This is a genomic window from Pseudomonas canadensis, assembly GCF_000503215.1.
GTDB classification, from domain to species: domain Bacteria; phylum Pseudomonadota; class Gammaproteobacteria; order Pseudomonadales; family Pseudomonadaceae; genus Aquipseudomonas; species Aquipseudomonas canadensis.
The window spans coordinates 452,193-467,304 of record NZ_AYTD01000011.1 but is presented as its reverse complement, the minus strand read 5'-3'; the positions used below and the strand labels follow the sequence as shown (position 1 = coordinate 467,304).

The window sequence follows — 15,112 nt, the reverse complement described above, 5'->3', positions numbered from 1 at the left end:
GCTTGCTGTGGTGAGCGGGCTTGCCCCGCGCTGGGCTGCGAAGCGGCCCTAAAACCAGGCACCGCATTTTTGTCTGAAGAAATGCGGTGATTACATTGGGGTGGCTGCGCCACCCAGCGCGGGGCAAGCCCGCTCACTACAACTAAAGGAGAGGAATCCGAATGCCTGCTGCCGCTTCGCGCCTGACCTACCGCCGCCCACAACCCGGTGACGTGCAGCGATTGTTCGCGATCTACGGCGATCCGCAGACCAACCTGTTCAATCCCGCCGGCCCCATGGCCAGCCTGGAGGTTGCACAACGCCTGCTCGATCACTGGCTCAAACAGTGGGCTACCCAAGGCTACGGCTGGTGGGCGATTGCACGCGTCGAAGCGCCGGATCACATCATCGGCTTTGGTGGAATCGCGCCAATGGATTACCTGACCGAAAGACGCATCAACCTGGGTTACCGGTTTGCGGTGCAAGCCTGGGGGCAGGGCTACGCCACCGAGTTGGGCCGTGATGCATTAAAGCTGGCCTTCGAAACACTTGGCTTGCCCGAAGTGTTCGGGTTGGTACGTCCGGATCACGCGGCATCCATCCGTGTACTGGAAAAGATCGGCATGCAGCCTTTCGGTACGCTCGATGATGTGCCGGGCAAGGCACCCAGCCTGGTACTACGCGCTCGTCATCCTACAACTGCTTTTGCCTGACATTTCACAGACCCGCGCAATACCTCGATAAACGGCAATCTTTGAGATTGACAGTGTTCAGGCGTCCCGATATAAAAGTCGCAGTTGTACGACGACATATGACGTTACATGTGTCCTACCTAACAAAAATAAAAAGTGATGCCATGAACTTGAACGAGCCCATCAACGCTCACCGCGTTGGCCAAGCTGTAGGCAACTATCGCTGGACCATCTGCGCGATGCTGTTCTTCGCGACTACCGTCAACTACCTCGACCGCCAGGTGCTCAGTCTCTTGGCCCCTCAGTTGTCCACGCAATTTGGCTGGAGTAACACCGATTACGCCAATATCGCGGCGGTGTTCCAGTTTGTCTACGCGATCTCCATGCTGTTTGCCGGGCGTTTTGTCGACAAGATCGGCACCAAGGCGGCTTATGTGGTGGCAATCGGTATCTGGTCCACGGGCGCCGTCATGCATGCGTTCTCGGTGCCGATGGGCGAGGGCATCGCTGCCATCAGCGGGGCGATAGGCCTGGCGGTGATCCCGGTGTCGATTGCGGGCTTCATGCTGTCCCGTGCGGTGCTGGCGATTGGCGAGGCGGGCAACTTCCCGATTGCGATCAAGGCCACCGCCGAGTACTTCCCCAAGAAAGAACGCTCGCTGGCCACCGGCATCTTCAACTCCGGCGCCAACGTGGGCGCGATCCTGGCGCCGATTTGCGTGCCGTTGATCGCCGGTCTCTGGGGCTGGGAAGCCGCGTTCATCGTGATTGGCGCGTTGGGTTTCGTGTGGGTGGCGGTGTGGATCGCGCTCTACCAAAAGCCGGATGAACAGAAGCGCCTGTCGGCGGCGGAGCTGGCTTACATCCGCAGCGACCAGACCGTGCAACCCTTCACCCAGGCACCGGCCGGCGCCGTGGAGAAGAAAGTTTCGTGGTTCAAGCTGCTCACTTATCGCCAGACCTGGGCCTTTGCCTTCGGCAAGTTCATGACCGATGGCGTGTGGTGGTTCTTCCTGTTCTGGTTGCCCACCTACCTGTCGGCGCAGTACGGCATGAAAGGCGCCGATATCGTCATGCCGCTGGCGGTGCTGTACAGCATGACCATGGTCGGCAGTATCGGCGGCGGCTGGTTCCCGAGCTACTTCATGGCACGCGGCGATGCGCCCTACGATGGCCGCATGAAAGCCATGTTGGTGATCGCGCTGTTCCCGCTGGTGGTGTTGCTGGCGCAGCCATTGGGCTATATCAGCTTCTGGGTGCCGGTATTGCTGATTGGCGTGGGCGCCTCGGCGCACCAGGCGTGGTCATGCAACATCTTCACCACGGTGTCGGACATGTTCCCGCAGAAAACCGTGGCCTCGGTGGTCGGTATCGGCGGCATGGCCGGCGGCCTGGGTGGCGTGGTAATGACCAAGATCGGCGGTTGGGTGTTCGACTACTACAAGTCCGTCGGCGACATCCATACCGGCTACATGATCATGTTCGCCATCTGCGCACTGGCCTACCTGGTGGCCTGGAGCGTGATGAAGACGCTGGTGCCACGTCACAAGGAAATCACTGACCTGTAAGGTCTTATGTCCCGCGCCGCAACGGCGCGGGACCACTTTACAGCGTGAGCGCCCAGGTCTGGCTGACCAGGGATTTGCCGAAGCTGTCTATCGTTTCTTCCTCGACCAACGCGAACCCGGCCTTCTGATACAGCTTGCGTGCATCGCCGAGGACGTCCACCGTCCACAGTTGCATGCGTTGGTAGCCGACCTGCCGGGCAAAGCGCACACACTCATCCACCAGCCGTTGGCCGATGCCCATGCCGCGCGCACTGGCGTCCACGTAGAGCATGCGCAGTTGGGCTGTGGTTTCGCCGTGGCGGATAACGAACACCGAACCCACCACTTCGCCGTCCTTTTCCGCGATCCAGCAACGCTCGCAGGTTGGATCAAATGCCCTCAGGTACTTGGCGACCGTCTCCGCCACTAATGCTTCGAATTCCCAGTTCCAACCATATTCACGGGCATACAATGCGGTCTGTTGTTGCACCACCACGCCCATGTCGCCTGGCTGTGGGTCGCGTAGCAGATAGCTGGGCGCCGTGCCTTGCAGCAGGGCCTGGATGCGCTTCATAGCGTCGATGAGTTGCCGCTGTTGGGCTTCCGGCAGGTTGTCGAGCAGGGCGATGACTTCGCTTTGGGTCTGCTGTTCCAGCGGCGCCAGCACCGCACGGCCGTGGTCGGTGAGGTGCAGTTGCACCGCTCGGGCATCGGTGGCGGAGCGGACTTTCTGGATCAGGCCCTTCTTTTCGAAACCACTGGTCAATCGGCTCAGGTAACCCGCGTCGAGGCTGAGCATCTGGCACAGGTCGGCGCTGGTGAGATCACCACGGGTGGACAATTCGTACATCACGCGGATTTCGGTGAGCGAATAGTCGCTCTGCAGCAGATGTTCCTGCAGCACGCCGATCTGGTGGGTGTAGAAGCGATTGAAGCCGCGCACGATGCCGGCGCGTTCGACAAGCAGGGGAGTGGACATGCGGGAATGCTCGAATGGTTGCCTGAAGCAATTATATTGTTGCTTAAGGCAACCATGTCAAACACTTTGCTTAGCGGTTACGCGTCACCCGCCAAAGGGTGTTGGCCAAGTCATCGGCAATGATCAGCGCACCTTTGGGGTCCACCGTCACACCGACCGGGCGGCCACGGGTCTTGCCGTCGTCTCCGCGAAAGCCGGTGGCAAAGTCGATCGGTTCGCCGGACGGCTTGCCGTTGCTGAACGGCACGAAGATCACTTTGTAGCCCACCGGGTTGTCGCGGTTCCAACTGCCGTGCTCACCGACAAACACGCCGTCAGCGAACTGCTCGCCCATTTGCGGGATGGAGAAGTCCACGCCGAGCGCTGCCACATGGGAGCCCAGGCTGTAATCCGGCTTGATCGCGGCGGCGACCTTGGCCGGGTTCTGCGGTTGGGCGCGCGGGTCGACATTCTGGCCCCAGTAGCTGTAGGGCCAGCCATAGAACGCGCCTTCACGCACCGAGGTCAGGTAGTCCGGTACCAGGTCGGGGCCCAGTTCGTCGCGTTCGTTGACCACGGTCCAGAGTTGCCCGGTGTCCGGCTGGATCGTCAGTGCCGTCGGGTTGCGCAGGCCTGTTGCATAAGGCTTGTGCGCGCCAGTGGCGGCGTCGATCTGCCAGACCATTGCGCGATCGATCTCCACTTCCATGCCACGTTCGGTAACGTTGCTGTTGGAGCCGATACCCACGTAAAGCTGACTGCCATCTGCACTCACCGCCAGGGATTTGGTCCAGTGGTGGTTGATCTGCGCCGGCAGGTCGGTGACCTTGGTGGGCGGGCCAGATGCCTTGGTCTGGCCGTCGGCGTAGTCGAAACTCACCAGCGCATCCTGATTGGCCACGTAGAGCTTGCCGTTGGCAAACGCCAGGCCGTACGGCGCGTTGAGGTTTTCGGCGAACACGGTCTTGAGTTCATAGGTGCCGTCGCCATCGGCGTCACGCAGCAAGGTCAGGCGGTTGCCGCCCTTGACCTTGGTGTTGCCTTCGGCCTTGATCAGGCTGGCGATCACATCCTTGGGCTTGAGTTTGGCCGCGCTGCCGCCACGGCCCTCGGCGACGAGGATGTCACCGTTGGGTAGCACCAGGGTCTGGCGCGGTATGGCCAGGTCGGTGGCGATAGCGGTCACGCTGTAGCCTTCCGGGACCTTGGGTTTTTGCTCGCCCCACGGCACTGGTTCGGCAATCTTCATGCTCGGCAGCAGGCTGCTTTGCTGCTCCGGCAGTTTGGGGTCAGGGCCGCGGGCCTGGGTCTTGTCGCCTTCGCCACCGCAGGCGGTCAGCAACAGGGCGGCGCTCAACAGGGTCAGGGTGCTGGACGTTTTCATTTGGCATCTCCCGAACGCAGGTCAGACAGGCCGATCCACGCAGCCACCAGTGCCAGCAGCGTAACGATCACCGACAGCACCAGGCCGGCGGGCATCATGGCGTATGCATCCTTGGCATGCTGGAAAGCATTGATCAAACCCAGTACCCAGGCCGCCAGCAGCAACAGGAAGTAAGTGGCAGGTCGTCCGGATTTGCGCCGCGCACGAAGCAGGTTGACCAGCGCGAACAACAGCGCGAACCCACTGAACACCAAGGCGCCGGCAATCAGCCAGGAAGCGAAGTTGGCCCATTGAATCTGGTAGGTCTGGCCGTAGGCAACGTCGCTGAGCAGGGCACCCAGAAACAACGGTACGCTGCCAGCCAGCAAGAGTGCATGCAGCGGGCCTGGCCGTGTTGCGTAGTAGGCGGGGGGGATAGTCATGGGGGGCGGCTCCTTATCGTTCAGCGCTCCTGGATTCAGGGCGCAATGACTTCGCATAGGAAAGGAGCGTGGCGTTCGCGGGAAAGTTCACTGGGGTTTCATGTCCAGATGTTTTTCAAACCATTGGGCATAAGGCGTATTGGCAACCTGACAGCGATTGAAGTCCGGGCTTCCATCGCTCCACCAGACGGGGCCGCGTTCGCCAAGGTCGACCTTGGCACCGTGCACCTGGTGTCGCGCCACCCTCAGTTGTTGCGGGTCACCCGAGGCCTTGGCCGCCTTGACGGCACGGCGCGCGTCCATCAATGCATTGACCAGGCGCTGGCGGGTGTCTTCGTCCAGCGCCGGGTTGGTGCAGCGCCAGAGTTGGCCCTTGACCACAAAATAGCGCCCATCCGGCGTGCTAATCATGGTGCCAGCGTACCACCCGCAGTACGCCCCACATCATCGAAAACACAATCGCCATCCATCCGGCAAACAGGCTGAAGAGTGTCATTGCAAGGTTCATAGCCACCTCCGTTGCGTTGTCGTCTCGCTGTTGTCCTTATAGGTGACTGCCTGCGAAAACCAGGATTCAACTTATTTTCCAGAGTGAACCCCTGGCGGTGTTACCCACCTAAGCTCTTATAATTCCCACGATTGTTCACCTCCAGGCCTCTCCATGACCCACCCTCGAATCGGCTTCGCGTGCCAGTACAAGCACCCCGAACGCCTGCTGTCGGCCAGCGCCTTGAAGTTGATCGAAGGCCCCTTCAACCCGCGCACCACCACGTTGCGCTGGATGGACAGTGTCACGCCCCAAGTGGCCCGCGACAAATTGGTGGAGGTGGTCACCCACAACCTGGCGGCTCAATTGCGCCTGTTGGCGTATGTCGCCGAATTGCCGCCAACCTTGCGCATGCTGCGCCTGAGCAGCGATCTGTTGCCGTTCTACAGCCATCCGAAAATCGCCGCGGTGTACAAGGACCCGGCCATCGAGCATCAGTTGGTGGAGGGGTTTGCCGCGATCGGTGACTTGGCGCGCGCTGCGGATATCCGCCTGTCGTTCCACCCCGGCCAGTACTGTGTGCTGGGTTCGGAGAACCCTGGCGTGGTGGAAAACAGCCTGGCCGAATTCGAATACCACGCCGACATGATCCGCATGATGGGCTACGGCCGACGCTTCCAGGACCTCAAGTGCAACGTGCATATCGCCGGTCGCCTTGGTGTGGCGGGTACCCGCGCGGTGTGGGCGCGCCTGTCGGAAGTGGCGCGCAACTGCATTACCTTCGAGAACGACGAGAAGACCTACGGCCTGGACCACTGCCTGCAAGTCGCGGACCTGGCGCCAGTGGTGCTGGACATCCACCACTGCTGGATCAATGAAAACGACTACATCGACCCCCACTCGGAACGGGTCGCCCGTGTGATCGAAAGCTGGCGCGGCGTTCGCCCGACCATGCACTACTCCCAACCGCAGGAGAGCCTGCAGGAGCTGGGGTTCGACGCCGAGCACAAGCTGGAAATGGACGCGCTGTTGCAGGTGGTTTCCAAGCGCGACCTCTACGCCCACAGCGCGCAAATGTGGAACCGCTGGACCAACGATTACGCGCTGCAGTTTCTCGACCGCTTCGACATCATGCTCGAAGCCAAGGACAAGAACGTCGCGGCCCTCGCGTTCTACGCGCACTGGCAGCGGCGCGTTGTGTGATCAACCCCCAGCGTGCATGCTGGCTGGCCTCACATAAGGAACCTTGCCATGCCAACCCTGCATTTGCTCTGCGGCAAGATCGCCTCCGGCAAGTCCACGCTCGCAAAGACCCTGGCCACCGAGCACGCGGCCATTGTACTCAGCGAAGACCACTGGCTTGCCACGCTTTACCCCGGTGAAATCCGCTCCATTGCCGACTACATCCGTTGTGCCCAGCGAATACGCGGCGTACTGGGCCCATTGGTGATCAATGTGCTGCAGTCGGGTACCAACGTGGTGCTGGATTTCCCTGCCAACACCTTGGCTAACCGCGAATGGCTGCTGGGCTTGGCACAGGTCGCCAAGGTCCGGCACTGCCTGCATTACCTTGAACTCGACGACGCCACCTGCCGGGCCCGGCTGCACGCGCGCAATGCCCAGGGTGAGCATGACTTCGCCGCCACTGATGCCGAGTTCGATCTGATTACCCGCCATTTCTGCGTGCCGACTGAAGCAGAAGGCTTGGTGATCGAGAGGCATCGCCCATGAGTGCATCGCAACCCATGGGTGTGGACGCCGAGGGTTTTATCCTCACGGTTCCCGACGCCCCCGTGCAGCGTGAGTTTCAGCCTTTGCTCGAGGATGCCTGCGGCCTGCTCTCGCAGCCAGGCTTGGGGGTTGACGGCATTTATGTCTATGGCAGTGTTGCACGCGGCGATGCGCTGCCGGGTGTATCCGATCTTGATCTCACGTTGGTGCTGAGCGAGCCGCCTACCGCTGCGAGCCTGGAGCGGTTGGAACGGATTCGGTGCGACCTGGCGCTGCGGCACCCGTCAGTCACCAAGGTCGATTTCGATATCGGCAGCCGCGCGCAGGTACTGGCTGTTGAGAATAAACATCGTTGGGGGTTCTGGCTCAAGCACCATTGCCGGTGCGTATGGGGCAATGATCTGGCGGTGCAGTTCGAGCGGTTTCGGCCATCACTGGACATCGCCTTGGCTGTGAATGGTGACTTTGAAGCGGTGCTGAGCGCCTACCTCAGCCGCATTGCGCGTGCCGACACCGAACACGAGCGGCTTCGCCTGCAGCGCGAAGCGTCACGCAAGCTGATCAGGGCGACCCAGATAGTGTGCGGGGTAGAGGGGGCGACTTGGCCGCAGACATTGGAGGAGTATGTGGCGCTGTTCGTGCAGAGGTATCCGATGCGGGTGACGCAGGTGGCGTTTTTTCTGTTTGAGGCTCGAAACCCGGGTGCTGACAGTGAAAGGTTCTTGGCCCGGCTTCAAGCGTTTCTGGGGTGGATGGTTTTACAGCGAAGTCATACGGCCGTTCCTCTGTAGGAGCTGGCTTGCCAGCGATGGCGACCTAACAGCCGACCACAATCTAACTGTCCCCCCGCGATTCAAAACTGTGGGAGCTGGCTTGCCTGCGAAGACGGCCTAACAGCCGACCACGCTCTGACTGTTGCCCCGCGATTCAAAACTGTGGGAGCTGGCTTGCCCGCGAAGACGGCCTGACAGCCGACCAGAATGTTGGATCAGACTAGGTACATATCCGTTATTTAGGTAACGGCTGCTAATGGTTCCGCCCTTACGGCGGCTCACTTTGGAAAAGCCCCAAAGTAAGCAAAGGGCTCTTGCCCCAAATCCCTGTCGAATTCCGGCCAGCGTGTTTGACGGAGCGCCTAAGATCAAGAGCAAGAGCGGCTCGCTTCGCATCGTGGTTAGCGTGGGGGGATAGTACCTGGGGATGTCGCAGCCGCCGCTGAGCGAGCAGATCCAGGTGCTGGAGCAGGCGCTCGAGGTCACGCTGTTCGAGCGTTCGCGGCGGGGGGAAGCAGGGAATATCGACCTGGCCTTTGCCCGGCTGGACGGCGACCTGGGCCCGACGGTTCAGTCGCTGCCGTTGCGGGAAGACCGCTTGATGGTGGCTTTGCCCTGCCACCATGCTTTGGCCGCGCGTACGCGCACCAGCCTGTCGAGCTTGGCCAGCGCGCTGTATTCGGCGAGCCTGCGCCATAAGGTACGGGCGGGCGCCGTGCGCGGAATCTTCCAGTCGATGGTCGAGCTTTCCGATAACGCCGACCTGATGGGCAAGTTCCTGGGCTGCCCTGCCCGAAGCTGTTCATGTACGGCGAGCAGAACGCCGGGCTGTCCTACCTGCCGCACATCCAGGCCCACGGCGTGCGGCTGGCGCCGATTGTCGAGTGCGGGCGCTTCCCGATGTATTCCAACCCTGGCGCGATGTGGCAGCAAATCGCTGACTTTCTCAGGACTTGAATCGCCCCACCAAGCCATTTAGCTCATCCGATAAATTCGACAACCGCCCAGAGTCGTCCTGCGCCGAGTTGGCCAGGCTTTCCACCAGCCGCGCCTCGTCGTAGATCTGCTGGATATGCCGGTTGATCTCCTCGGCCACGCTGTGTTGTTCCTCGGCGGCGGCGGATATCTGCAGGTTCTGGTCACGGATCTCATTGACCGACGTCTGGATGCCTTCAAAGCTGTCCCGCGCGCTTTCGATGGACGACACGCTGGCCCGCGACAAGTCCAGGCAACTACCCATCTTCTGGGTGACTTCCTGGGTCTTGTTTTCCAGGGTGCCGAGCAGTTGCTCGATCTCACCGGTGGAGTCGGACGTGCGCTTGGCCAGGGCACGCACTTCATCGGCCACCACCGCGAAGCCACGGCCCTGGTCACCCGCACGGGCGGCTTCGATGGCGGCGTTGAGCGCCAACAAGTTGGTCTGTTCGGCAATCGCACGGATGGTGCCGAGGATCTGGTTGATGCTGCGGCTGCCGGCTTCCAGTTCGACCATGGCCTGGGATGACTCGGTCAGGCGGCGCCCCAGGCGGTTGACGTTGTCGGTGGTGACTTCGATCTGCTGCTTGCCCTCGGCCACGCGCCGGTGCCCGTTCTCGGCGGATTCCGCCGCGCCACTGCAGGAGCGTGCGACTTCGTTGGCCGTGGCGACCATTTCGTTGAACGCCGTAGAGACAAGTTCTACCGCCTCACGCTGGCGCCCGGCCGCCTCGTTCATGTTGTGCGCCACCTCGCTGTTGACCTTGGAGGCGTTCTGCAAATTGGCCGAGGCGGCGCCGATGTGTTGGATCAGTTGGCGGATCGCCGCGAGAAACTTGTTGAACCAGCCGGCCAGTTCGGCGGTTTCATCCTTGCCCTGGACCTGCAGTTCGTGGCGCAAGTCGCCTTCGCCCTGGGCGATGGACTGCAAGCCGGTACTGACCTGGCCGATGGGCTTGACGATGACCTTGGAAAACGCTGCCGCGATCAGCCCGAAGATCAGCACCAGCACCGCGACGATGATGGCGGTGAGGTAGGTCATGCGCGTGGCTTCGGCCATGACTTCACGGTGTTCGATCAGCCCGATGTAGCGCCAGCCGAGGCCGGGGGAGGTCCACACGTTGGCCATGTAGCGCACGCCATCGATCACCACTTCAGTGGAGCCCTGTGCGGTGTCGGCCAACTGTGCGTAGGCTGTGCCCAGGTCTTTGAGCGGCTTGAAGTTGTGGGCGGCGTTGCGCGGGTCGACCAGCACCACGCCGTCCTCGATCAGCATCACGTAGCCGCTTTCGCCCAGTTTGATGCTCTTGAGCAGTTCGGTGAGGTTTTTCAGTGAGACGCTGACCACGAACACGCCCTTGGCCTTGCCGTTTTCCAGCAGGGCGCGCGCGGTACCCACCAGGGCGACGTCATCTTTGTCGTAGTAATACGCGGGGGTGCGCACGGTCTTGCCGGGGCTGGCCATGGCCGCCTTGTACCAGGGGCGGGTGCGCGGGTCGTACTTGGCCAGTTGCGGGTCATCCGGCCATTTGGCGTAGGTGCCGTCTTCCAGGCCGATGGACAGGATGGCCGCCGCTGGGTGTGTGGCGCCAAAGCGCGCGAAGCGGTCGATCACCGCTTGCGCCTCGGCGGGCATGGGCTGGCTGGCCGCGTCGGCAGGCTGGTAGTTCTTCAGCGTGTTCACTGAGGTGTATACAGGATCAGTGGCCATTTGATCGACGTTTTGCAGCGTACCGTCGAAGAACTGGCGGATATTGCCGTCGATCTGACGGATTTCCCGGGTGCTGCCGTCGATAAACTGATCCACCGCCTGGGTCCGCGTGTTCATGACCGAAATCACGGCCACCAGGCTTACCGGGATGAAAGCAACGGAGACAAATGCGAGTACCAGCTTATTTTTTATTTTCATCGAGACGACCATCAGCGTGAAGGGCGGCCAAATCGTCGCGCACCTCGATCAGGATTGCGGCGATTTGCTATCACTGATGTTTCGGCCCGGTCCCGGTAAATCTTTAGGGTTTTTTGTACACAATACAAAGTGCTTATTGTTCTGTATCCAATCAATACACATCACGCAGATAACGCTTCTGCTCACTTAACTGCCGCCAGTACTCCACGGCACCCTCGACGCCAAGCCCGCCGTGGGTTTGCGCGACTTGGCGCAGGGCCTGGTCGACATCTTTGGCCATGTGGCTGGCGTCACCGCAGATGTACAGCTTGGCGCCATCCTGCAACCAGCGCCACAGCTCGGCCCCCTGTTCGCGGATGCGGTCCTGCACGTAGACCTTTTGCGCCTGGTCGCGCGAGAACGCCAGGCTCAAGTGGTTGAGCAGGCCGTCGCGCTGCATGCCTTGCAGTTCGTCCTGATAGTAGAAATCGCTGGCGGCGTGCTGTTCGCCGAAGAACAGCCAGTTGCGCCCCTGATGACCCAGCGCGCGACGTTCCTGCAAGAACGCGCGAAAGGGCGCGATACCGGTGCCGGGTCCGATCATGATCATGGGTACGTCGCCGTCAGTGGGCGTGCGAAAGTGCTTGGACGGCTGCACGAACAGCGGCACTTCGCCGTCGCCGACCCGGTCAGCCAGGAACGTCGAGGACACACCCTTGCGCTTGCCATAGCGCACGGCAGCCACGGTGAGATGCACTTCCTGCGGATAGGCCTTGGCACTCGAAGCGATTGAATACAAGCGTGGTTGCAAGCGCTTGAGGGTGCCCAGTAATTCATCCGCCGAGCACTCGATGGGGTATGCCTGCAGCACATCCGCCAGTTGCCGGCCCCACAGCCAGTCATTCAGTTCGGCCTTGTGTTCGGGGTTGAGCAAGTGCTTGAGGCCAGGGTTGGCGCTGCGCTCGGCGATGAAGGCCAAGGTGTCGCTGCTGGGCCGGGCGATTTCGAAGTGTTGGGTCAAGGCCTGTTGCAGCGGCACATCGCCGAAGGTCTCGATGTTCACGCTGGTATGGGCGTTCAGGCGGGTGAGGTCGAGCAGTTCGTTGACCAGTTCGGGGCAGTTGCGCGGCCGTACGCCCAGCGCATCGCCGGCTTCGTAGGTCAGCCCGGAGCCGGCCAGGTCGAGGGCGAACTGACGGGTTTCCTTGTGGGGACTTAGCGGGTTCAGGTGACGGTTGAGCAGCAGGCGTGAGCCGTACAATTTGGTTTTACCGGCGGGGGTGGCGGGCGCGACGGGCTTTGTCGGGGCGAGGGTTTGCTGGAAACGCACCAGCCACGCATCGGCCAGTGCTTCGAATTCGGTGTCGCAGTCGACGCGTTCCAGCAGGCGGGTGGCGCCCAGTTCCAACAGGCGTTGGTCGAGTTGCTTGCCGTGGTTGCAGAACTGGTCATAGTTCGGATCACCCAGGGCCAGCACTGCAAAGCGCAAGGACTCCAGGCGCGTCTCGGCAGTGCTGAGGCTGTGCCAGAAACCTTCGCCATTGTCCGGTGGGTCGCCGTCGCCAAAGGTGCTGCTGATCAGCGCCAGGGTGTGGGTGCTTGCCAGTTTGCTCGCCGGGAAATCCGACATCGCGCTCAGTTCCACGGCAATGCCCGCGTCGCGCAGCCGTTTGGCAAAACGCTCGGCCAAAGCTTCGGCGTTGCCGGTTTGCGAGGCCCACAACAAGGTGACGGCTGGGGAGGGCGCTGCGAGGGATTGCGTATGGCTGAACAAACCGCCGAGCAAGCCGTTCAACCACAGCCGCGCGGCATCGGCCAGCGGTGCATTGGCGGGCATGGTCGGCACGCCGACCGCCTGGCGTGCGGCGTTGGACTGCAGGCCGCTGAGAAAGCCGGCGAGGTAGGTGCGCTCATTCTCGCTCAAGGGGGGCGCGGGTAGGTTGCGGATGCCGGCGATTTCGGCGAAGGCGTCGAGGCGCGACATGGCGGTGTCCTCTGCTACGGGGGAAGGGCGGTCCAGGAATTGGTGTTCGATCAGCTCGACGCCGGCCAGGGCGACGGCGCAGTACTTGAACTCCGGCTGTAAGGAAATCGGGTCCACCGCGTCGTTGGTCACCGCGTTGATTGCCAGGTTTTCACCGAATAAATCGTTCCAGTGGAACGGCGCAAAACAATTGCCTGGCCGCACACGGTCGGTGACCACGGCGGGCAGCACGGCGCGGCCGCGCTGGGAGCGTATCTCGACTCGATCCTTGTCCTTGATACCCAATCGGCTCGCGTCTTCGGGGTGTATTTCCACAAAGGGGCCGGGGTTGAGTTTATTCAGGGTTGCAACCTTGCCGGTCTTGGTCAGGGTGTGCCATTGGTGCTGCACGCGGCCGGTGTTAAGCACGAAGGGGAATGCGTCTTCCGGCATTTCTGCGGGTGGCATATGGGGGCGGGCGAAGAACTGGGCTTTGCCGTTTTCGGTGGCGAAGGCGAGGGTGCCTGTGTCCAGGTAGCGGATCGGGTTGCGGTCCGCGCCATCCTCCGCCGCGCAAGGCCATTGCAGCGGCTTCTCACGCAGGCGCGGGTAGCTCGCACCACGCAGGTCGTAGCCGGTCTTGGGGTTCCAGGCGCGTTTGATTTCTTCAAACACGTCGGCGGCGGATGCATAGGTGAACGCATCGGCAAAGCCCATTTCGCAAGCGACCCTGGCAATGATCTGCCAGTCGGGCAGGGTCTCGCCGGGCGCATCCACGGCCTTTTGCATCAGGCTCAGGTTGCGCTCGGAGTTGATCATCACCCCTTCGGCCTCGGCCCACAGCGCGCCGGGCAACAGGATGTCGGCGTAGCGGTTGGTCTCGGTGTCGAGAAAAGCATCCTGGGTGATCACCAGTTCGGTGGTTTGCAGGCCTTTGATCACGGTCTGCCGGTTAGGCACGCTGGCGACCGGGTTGGTGCAGATGATCCAGCAGGCCTTGATCTGCCCGGCGGCCATCTGTTCGAACATCGCCACGGTGCCGCTGCCAGCCTGGCGCGGCAGGCTGTCGTGGGGGATCTGCCACAGGTCTTCGATAAAGGCGCGGTCGGCCTCGACCAGCACCGAACGTTGCCCCGGCAGTCCAGGGCCCATGTAACCCATTTCGCGCCCGCCCATGGCGTTGGGTTGACCCGTGAGGGAAAACGGCCCGCTGCCCGGACGGCAGATGGCACCAGTGGCCAGGTGCAGGTTGCACAGCGCGTTGGTGTGCCAGGTGCCGTGGGTGCTCTGGTTGAGACCCATGGTCCAGCAGCTCATCCACTCGGCGGCCTGGCCGATCCAGTCGGCGGCTTGGCGGATATCGGCTTCGGCCAGGCCGGTGATGGCGGCGACTTGATCTGGCGAATAGTCCTCCAGGAATTCCGGCAGCGCCTCCCAGCCTTCGGTAAAGGTGGCGATAAAGGCAGGGTCGGTGTGGCCGTTTTTGACCAGCAGATGCAGCAGACCATTGAGCAACGCCAGGTCGGTGCCGGGTTTGATCGGCAGGAACAGGTGGGCCTTGTCTGCCGTGGCACTGCGCCGTGGGTCGACCACGATCAGCTTCGCCCCGGCCTTGACCCGGTCCATCATGCGCAAGAACAGGATCGGGTGACAGTCAGCCATGTTCGCGCCGATCACGAAGAACAGGTCGGCGCGATCGAAGTCTTCATATGACCCCGGCGGGCCGTCGGAGCCGAGGGAGAGTTTGTAGCCACTGCCGGCGCTGGCCATGCACAGCCGCGAGTTGGACTCGATGTTGGGGGTGCGGACGAAGCCCTTGGCCAATTTGTTGATCAGGTACTGGGACTCCAGCGACATCTGCCCTGACACGTAGAATGCCAAGGCGTCCGGGCCGTGCGTGTCGAGGGTGTGACGCAGGCGGTGCGCGGTTTCGCGGATGGCGTTGTCCATGTCGATACGCACCGGGTCATGCTCCCGGGCCTGGCGTACATAGGCGTTTTCCATGCGCCCGGACTCGGCGATGGCTTGCCCGCAGGTGGTGCCCTTGGTGCACAGGCGGCCAAAGTTGGTGGGGTGGTCCTTATCGCCGATCACCTTGACCACTTTGTTGTCTTGCACCTGCATGACGATGCCACAGCCCACGCCACAATAGGGACACACACTGCGTATGCTTTGGTTGGCCATCTGAAACCTGCGTAAACAAAAAAGGCGCCTTGCAACCCTCCGTTCAGAACGGGGATTACACGGCGCCTTTGTCGTGAGAGGGCAGTCAGCGTTGACTGCTTGGTTGGGGTGTTCCTAGCAAGTCACGCG

Annotated in this window: 13 protein-coding genes and 2 pseudogenes; 7 read left to right on the top strand and 8 right to left on the bottom strand. The window is 61.8% G+C overall.

Annotated elements, in window-relative coordinates:
* Window positions 1-161 precede the first annotated feature (161 nt).
* Both U367_RS0107250 and U367_RS0107245 read left to right on the top strand, forming a co-directional pair.
* Entirely contained in the window at window positions 162-692 is a 531-nt protein-coding gene (locus tag U367_RS0107250; protein WP_028616347.1) for a GNAT family N-acetyltransferase, read from the top strand.
* A 143-nt stretch (window positions 693-835) separates the two neighbouring features.
* Window positions 836-2,239 carry an MFS transporter gene (locus U367_RS0107245; RefSeq protein WP_028616346.1) on the top strand — a complete coding sequence of 468 codons (1,404 nt, stop codon included), beginning with the start codon at window positions 836-838 and terminating at the stop codon, window positions 2,237-2,239.
* Between the two features lie 37 nt (window positions 2,240-2,276).
* On the opposite strand, the gene U367_RS0107240 is transcribed toward U367_RS0107245, so the two are convergent.
* From U367_RS0107240 to U367_RS0107225, 4 genes are all read right to left on the bottom strand, one after another.
* The gene (locus U367_RS0107240) at window positions 2,277-3,197 is read right to left on the bottom strand and encodes a bifunctional helix-turn-helix transcriptional regulator/GNAT family N-acetyltransferase (RefSeq protein ID WP_028616345.1); all 921 of its coding nucleotides are present in this window, start codon (window positions 3,195-3,197) and stop codon (window positions 2,277-2,279) included.
* A gap of 70 nt (window positions 3,198-3,267) precedes the next feature.
* Entirely contained in the window at window positions 3,268-4,560 is a 1,293-nt protein-coding gene (locus U367_RS0107235; protein WP_028616344.1) for a PQQ-dependent sugar dehydrogenase, read from the bottom strand.
* Entirely contained in the window at window positions 4,557-4,982 is a 426-nt protein-coding gene (locus U367_RS0107230) for a DUF2231 domain-containing protein (protein ID WP_028616343.1), read from the bottom strand. Before U367_RS0107230 ends, U367_RS0107235 begins: the two co-directional genes overlap by 4 nt.
* An 87-nt stretch (window positions 4,983-5,069) precedes the next feature.
* Window positions 5,070-5,393, bottom strand: a complete 324-nt coding sequence (locus tag U367_RS0107225) for a hypothetical protein (RefSeq protein ID WP_028616342.1) — start codon at window positions 5,391-5,393, stop codon at window positions 5,070-5,072.
* A 250-nt stretch (window positions 5,394-5,643) separates the two neighbouring features.
* Here U367_RS0107225 and U367_RS0107215 point away from each other — a divergent pair, with 250 nt between their 5' ends.
* From U367_RS0107215 to U367_RS1000000131960, 4 genes and pseudogenes are all read left to right on the top strand, one after another.
* The gene (locus U367_RS0107215) at window positions 5,644-6,672 is read left to right on the top strand and encodes a UV damage endonuclease UvsE (RefSeq protein WP_028616341.1); all 1,029 of its coding nucleotides are present in this window, start codon (window positions 5,644-5,646) and stop codon (window positions 6,670-6,672) included.
* A gap of 48 nt (window positions 6,673-6,720) precedes the next feature.
* Window positions 6,721-7,200, top strand: coding sequence for an AAA family ATPase (locus U367_RS0107210; RefSeq protein ID WP_028616340.1), 480 nt, complete (start codon window positions 6,721-6,723; stop codon window positions 7,198-7,200).
* A complete protein-coding gene (locus U367_RS0107205) occupies window positions 7,197-7,991 on the top strand; it encodes a nucleotidyltransferase domain-containing protein (RefSeq protein WP_028616339.1) in 795 nt (264 codons plus the stop codon). Before U367_RS0107210 ends, U367_RS0107205 begins: the two co-directional genes overlap by 4 nt.
* Before the next feature lie 403 nt (window positions 7,992-8,394).
* Window positions 8,395-8,643: pseudogene (locus tag U367_RS1000000131960) on the top strand (LysR family transcriptional regulator); the annotation flags it as partial.
* Here U367_RS1000000131960 and U367_RS1000000132320 read toward each other — a convergent pair.
* Window positions 8,544-8,747 (bottom strand): hypothetical protein, encoded by a 204-nt coding sequence (locus tag U367_RS1000000132320; protein ID WP_028616338.1) that lies wholly within the window; start codon window positions 8,745-8,747, stop codon window positions 8,544-8,546. The pseudogene U367_RS1000000131960 and the gene U367_RS1000000132320 sit on opposite strands and share 100 nt — an antisense overlap.
* Before the next feature lie 30 nt (window positions 8,748-8,777).
* Between U367_RS1000000132320 and U367_RS1000000132315 the strand changes: the two genes are divergently transcribed.
* Window positions 8,778-8,930, top strand: a complete 153-nt coding sequence (locus tag U367_RS1000000132315; protein ID WP_162531429.1) for a hypothetical protein — start codon at window positions 8,778-8,780, stop codon at window positions 8,928-8,930.
* Here the strand turns inward: U367_RS1000000132315 and U367_RS1000000132700 are convergent.
* The 3 genes and pseudogenes from U367_RS1000000132700 to U367_RS0107185 form a co-directional block, all read right to left on the bottom strand.
* A complete protein-coding gene (locus tag U367_RS1000000132700) occupies window positions 8,920-9,687 on the bottom strand; it encodes a methyl-accepting chemotaxis protein (RefSeq protein WP_371857077.1) in 768 nt (255 codons plus the stop codon). The genes U367_RS1000000132315 and U367_RS1000000132700 overlap by 11 nt on opposite strands.
* A gap of 87 nt (window positions 9,688-9,774) precedes the next feature.
* Window positions 9,775-10,776, bottom strand: a pseudogene (locus U367_RS1000000132695) (cache domain-containing protein); the annotation flags it as partial.
* A 232-nt stretch (window positions 10,777-11,008) separates the two neighbouring features.
* The gene (locus U367_RS0107185; RefSeq protein WP_028616336.1) at window positions 11,009-14,983 is read right to left on the bottom strand and encodes a bifunctional nitrate reductase/sulfite reductase flavoprotein subunit alpha; all 3,975 of its coding nucleotides are present in this window, start codon (window positions 14,981-14,983) and stop codon (window positions 11,009-11,011) included.
* Window positions 14,984-15,112: the final 129 nt, after the last annotated feature.

What these genes read in the sequence shown, in the direction of transcription:
- U367_RS0107250 (WP_028616347.1), top strand. Translation starts at nt 162, where the DNA reads ATGCCTGCTGCCGCTTCGCGCCTGACCTACCGCCGCCCACAACCCGGT.
- U367_RS0107245 (WP_028616346.1), top strand. Translation starts at nt 836, where the DNA reads ATGAACTTGAACGAGCCCATCAACGCTCACCGCGTTGGCCAAGCTGTA.
- U367_RS0107240 (WP_028616345.1), bottom strand. Translation starts at nt 3,197, where the DNA reads ATGTCCACTCCCCTGCTTGTCGAACGCGCCGGCATCGTGCGCGGCTTC.
- U367_RS0107235 (WP_028616344.1), bottom strand. Translation starts at nt 4,560, where the DNA reads ATGAAAACGTCCAGCACCCTGACCCTGTTGAGCGCCGCCCTGTTGCTG.
- U367_RS0107230 (WP_028616343.1), bottom strand. Translation starts at nt 4,982, where the DNA reads ATGACTATCCCCCCCGCCTACTACGCAACACGGCCAGGCCCGCTGCAT.
- U367_RS0107225 (WP_028616342.1), bottom strand. Translation starts at nt 5,393, where the DNA reads ATGATTAGCACGCCGGATGGGCGCTATTTTGTGGTCAAGGGCCAACTC.
- U367_RS0107215 (WP_028616341.1), top strand. Translation starts at nt 5,644, where the DNA reads ATGACCCACCCTCGAATCGGCTTCGCGTGCCAGTACAAGCACCCCGAA.
- U367_RS0107210 (WP_028616340.1), top strand. Translation starts at nt 6,721, where the DNA reads ATGCCAACCCTGCATTTGCTCTGCGGCAAGATCGCCTCCGGCAAGTCC.
- U367_RS0107205 (WP_028616339.1), top strand. Translation starts at nt 7,197, where the DNA reads ATGAGTGCATCGCAACCCATGGGTGTGGACGCCGAGGGTTTTATCCTC.
- U367_RS1000000132315 (WP_162531429.1), top strand. Translation starts at nt 8,778, where the DNA reads ATGTACGGCGAGCAGAACGCCGGGCTGTCCTACCTGCCGCACATCCAG.
- U367_RS1000000132700 (WP_371857077.1), bottom strand. Translation starts at nt 9,687, where the DNA reads ATGAACGAGGCGGCCGGGCGCCAGCGTGAGGCGGTAGAACTTGTCTCT.
- U367_RS0107185 (WP_028616336.1), bottom strand. Translation starts at nt 14,983, where the DNA reads ATGGCCAACCAAAGCATACGCAGTGTGTGTCCCTATTGTGGCGTGGGC.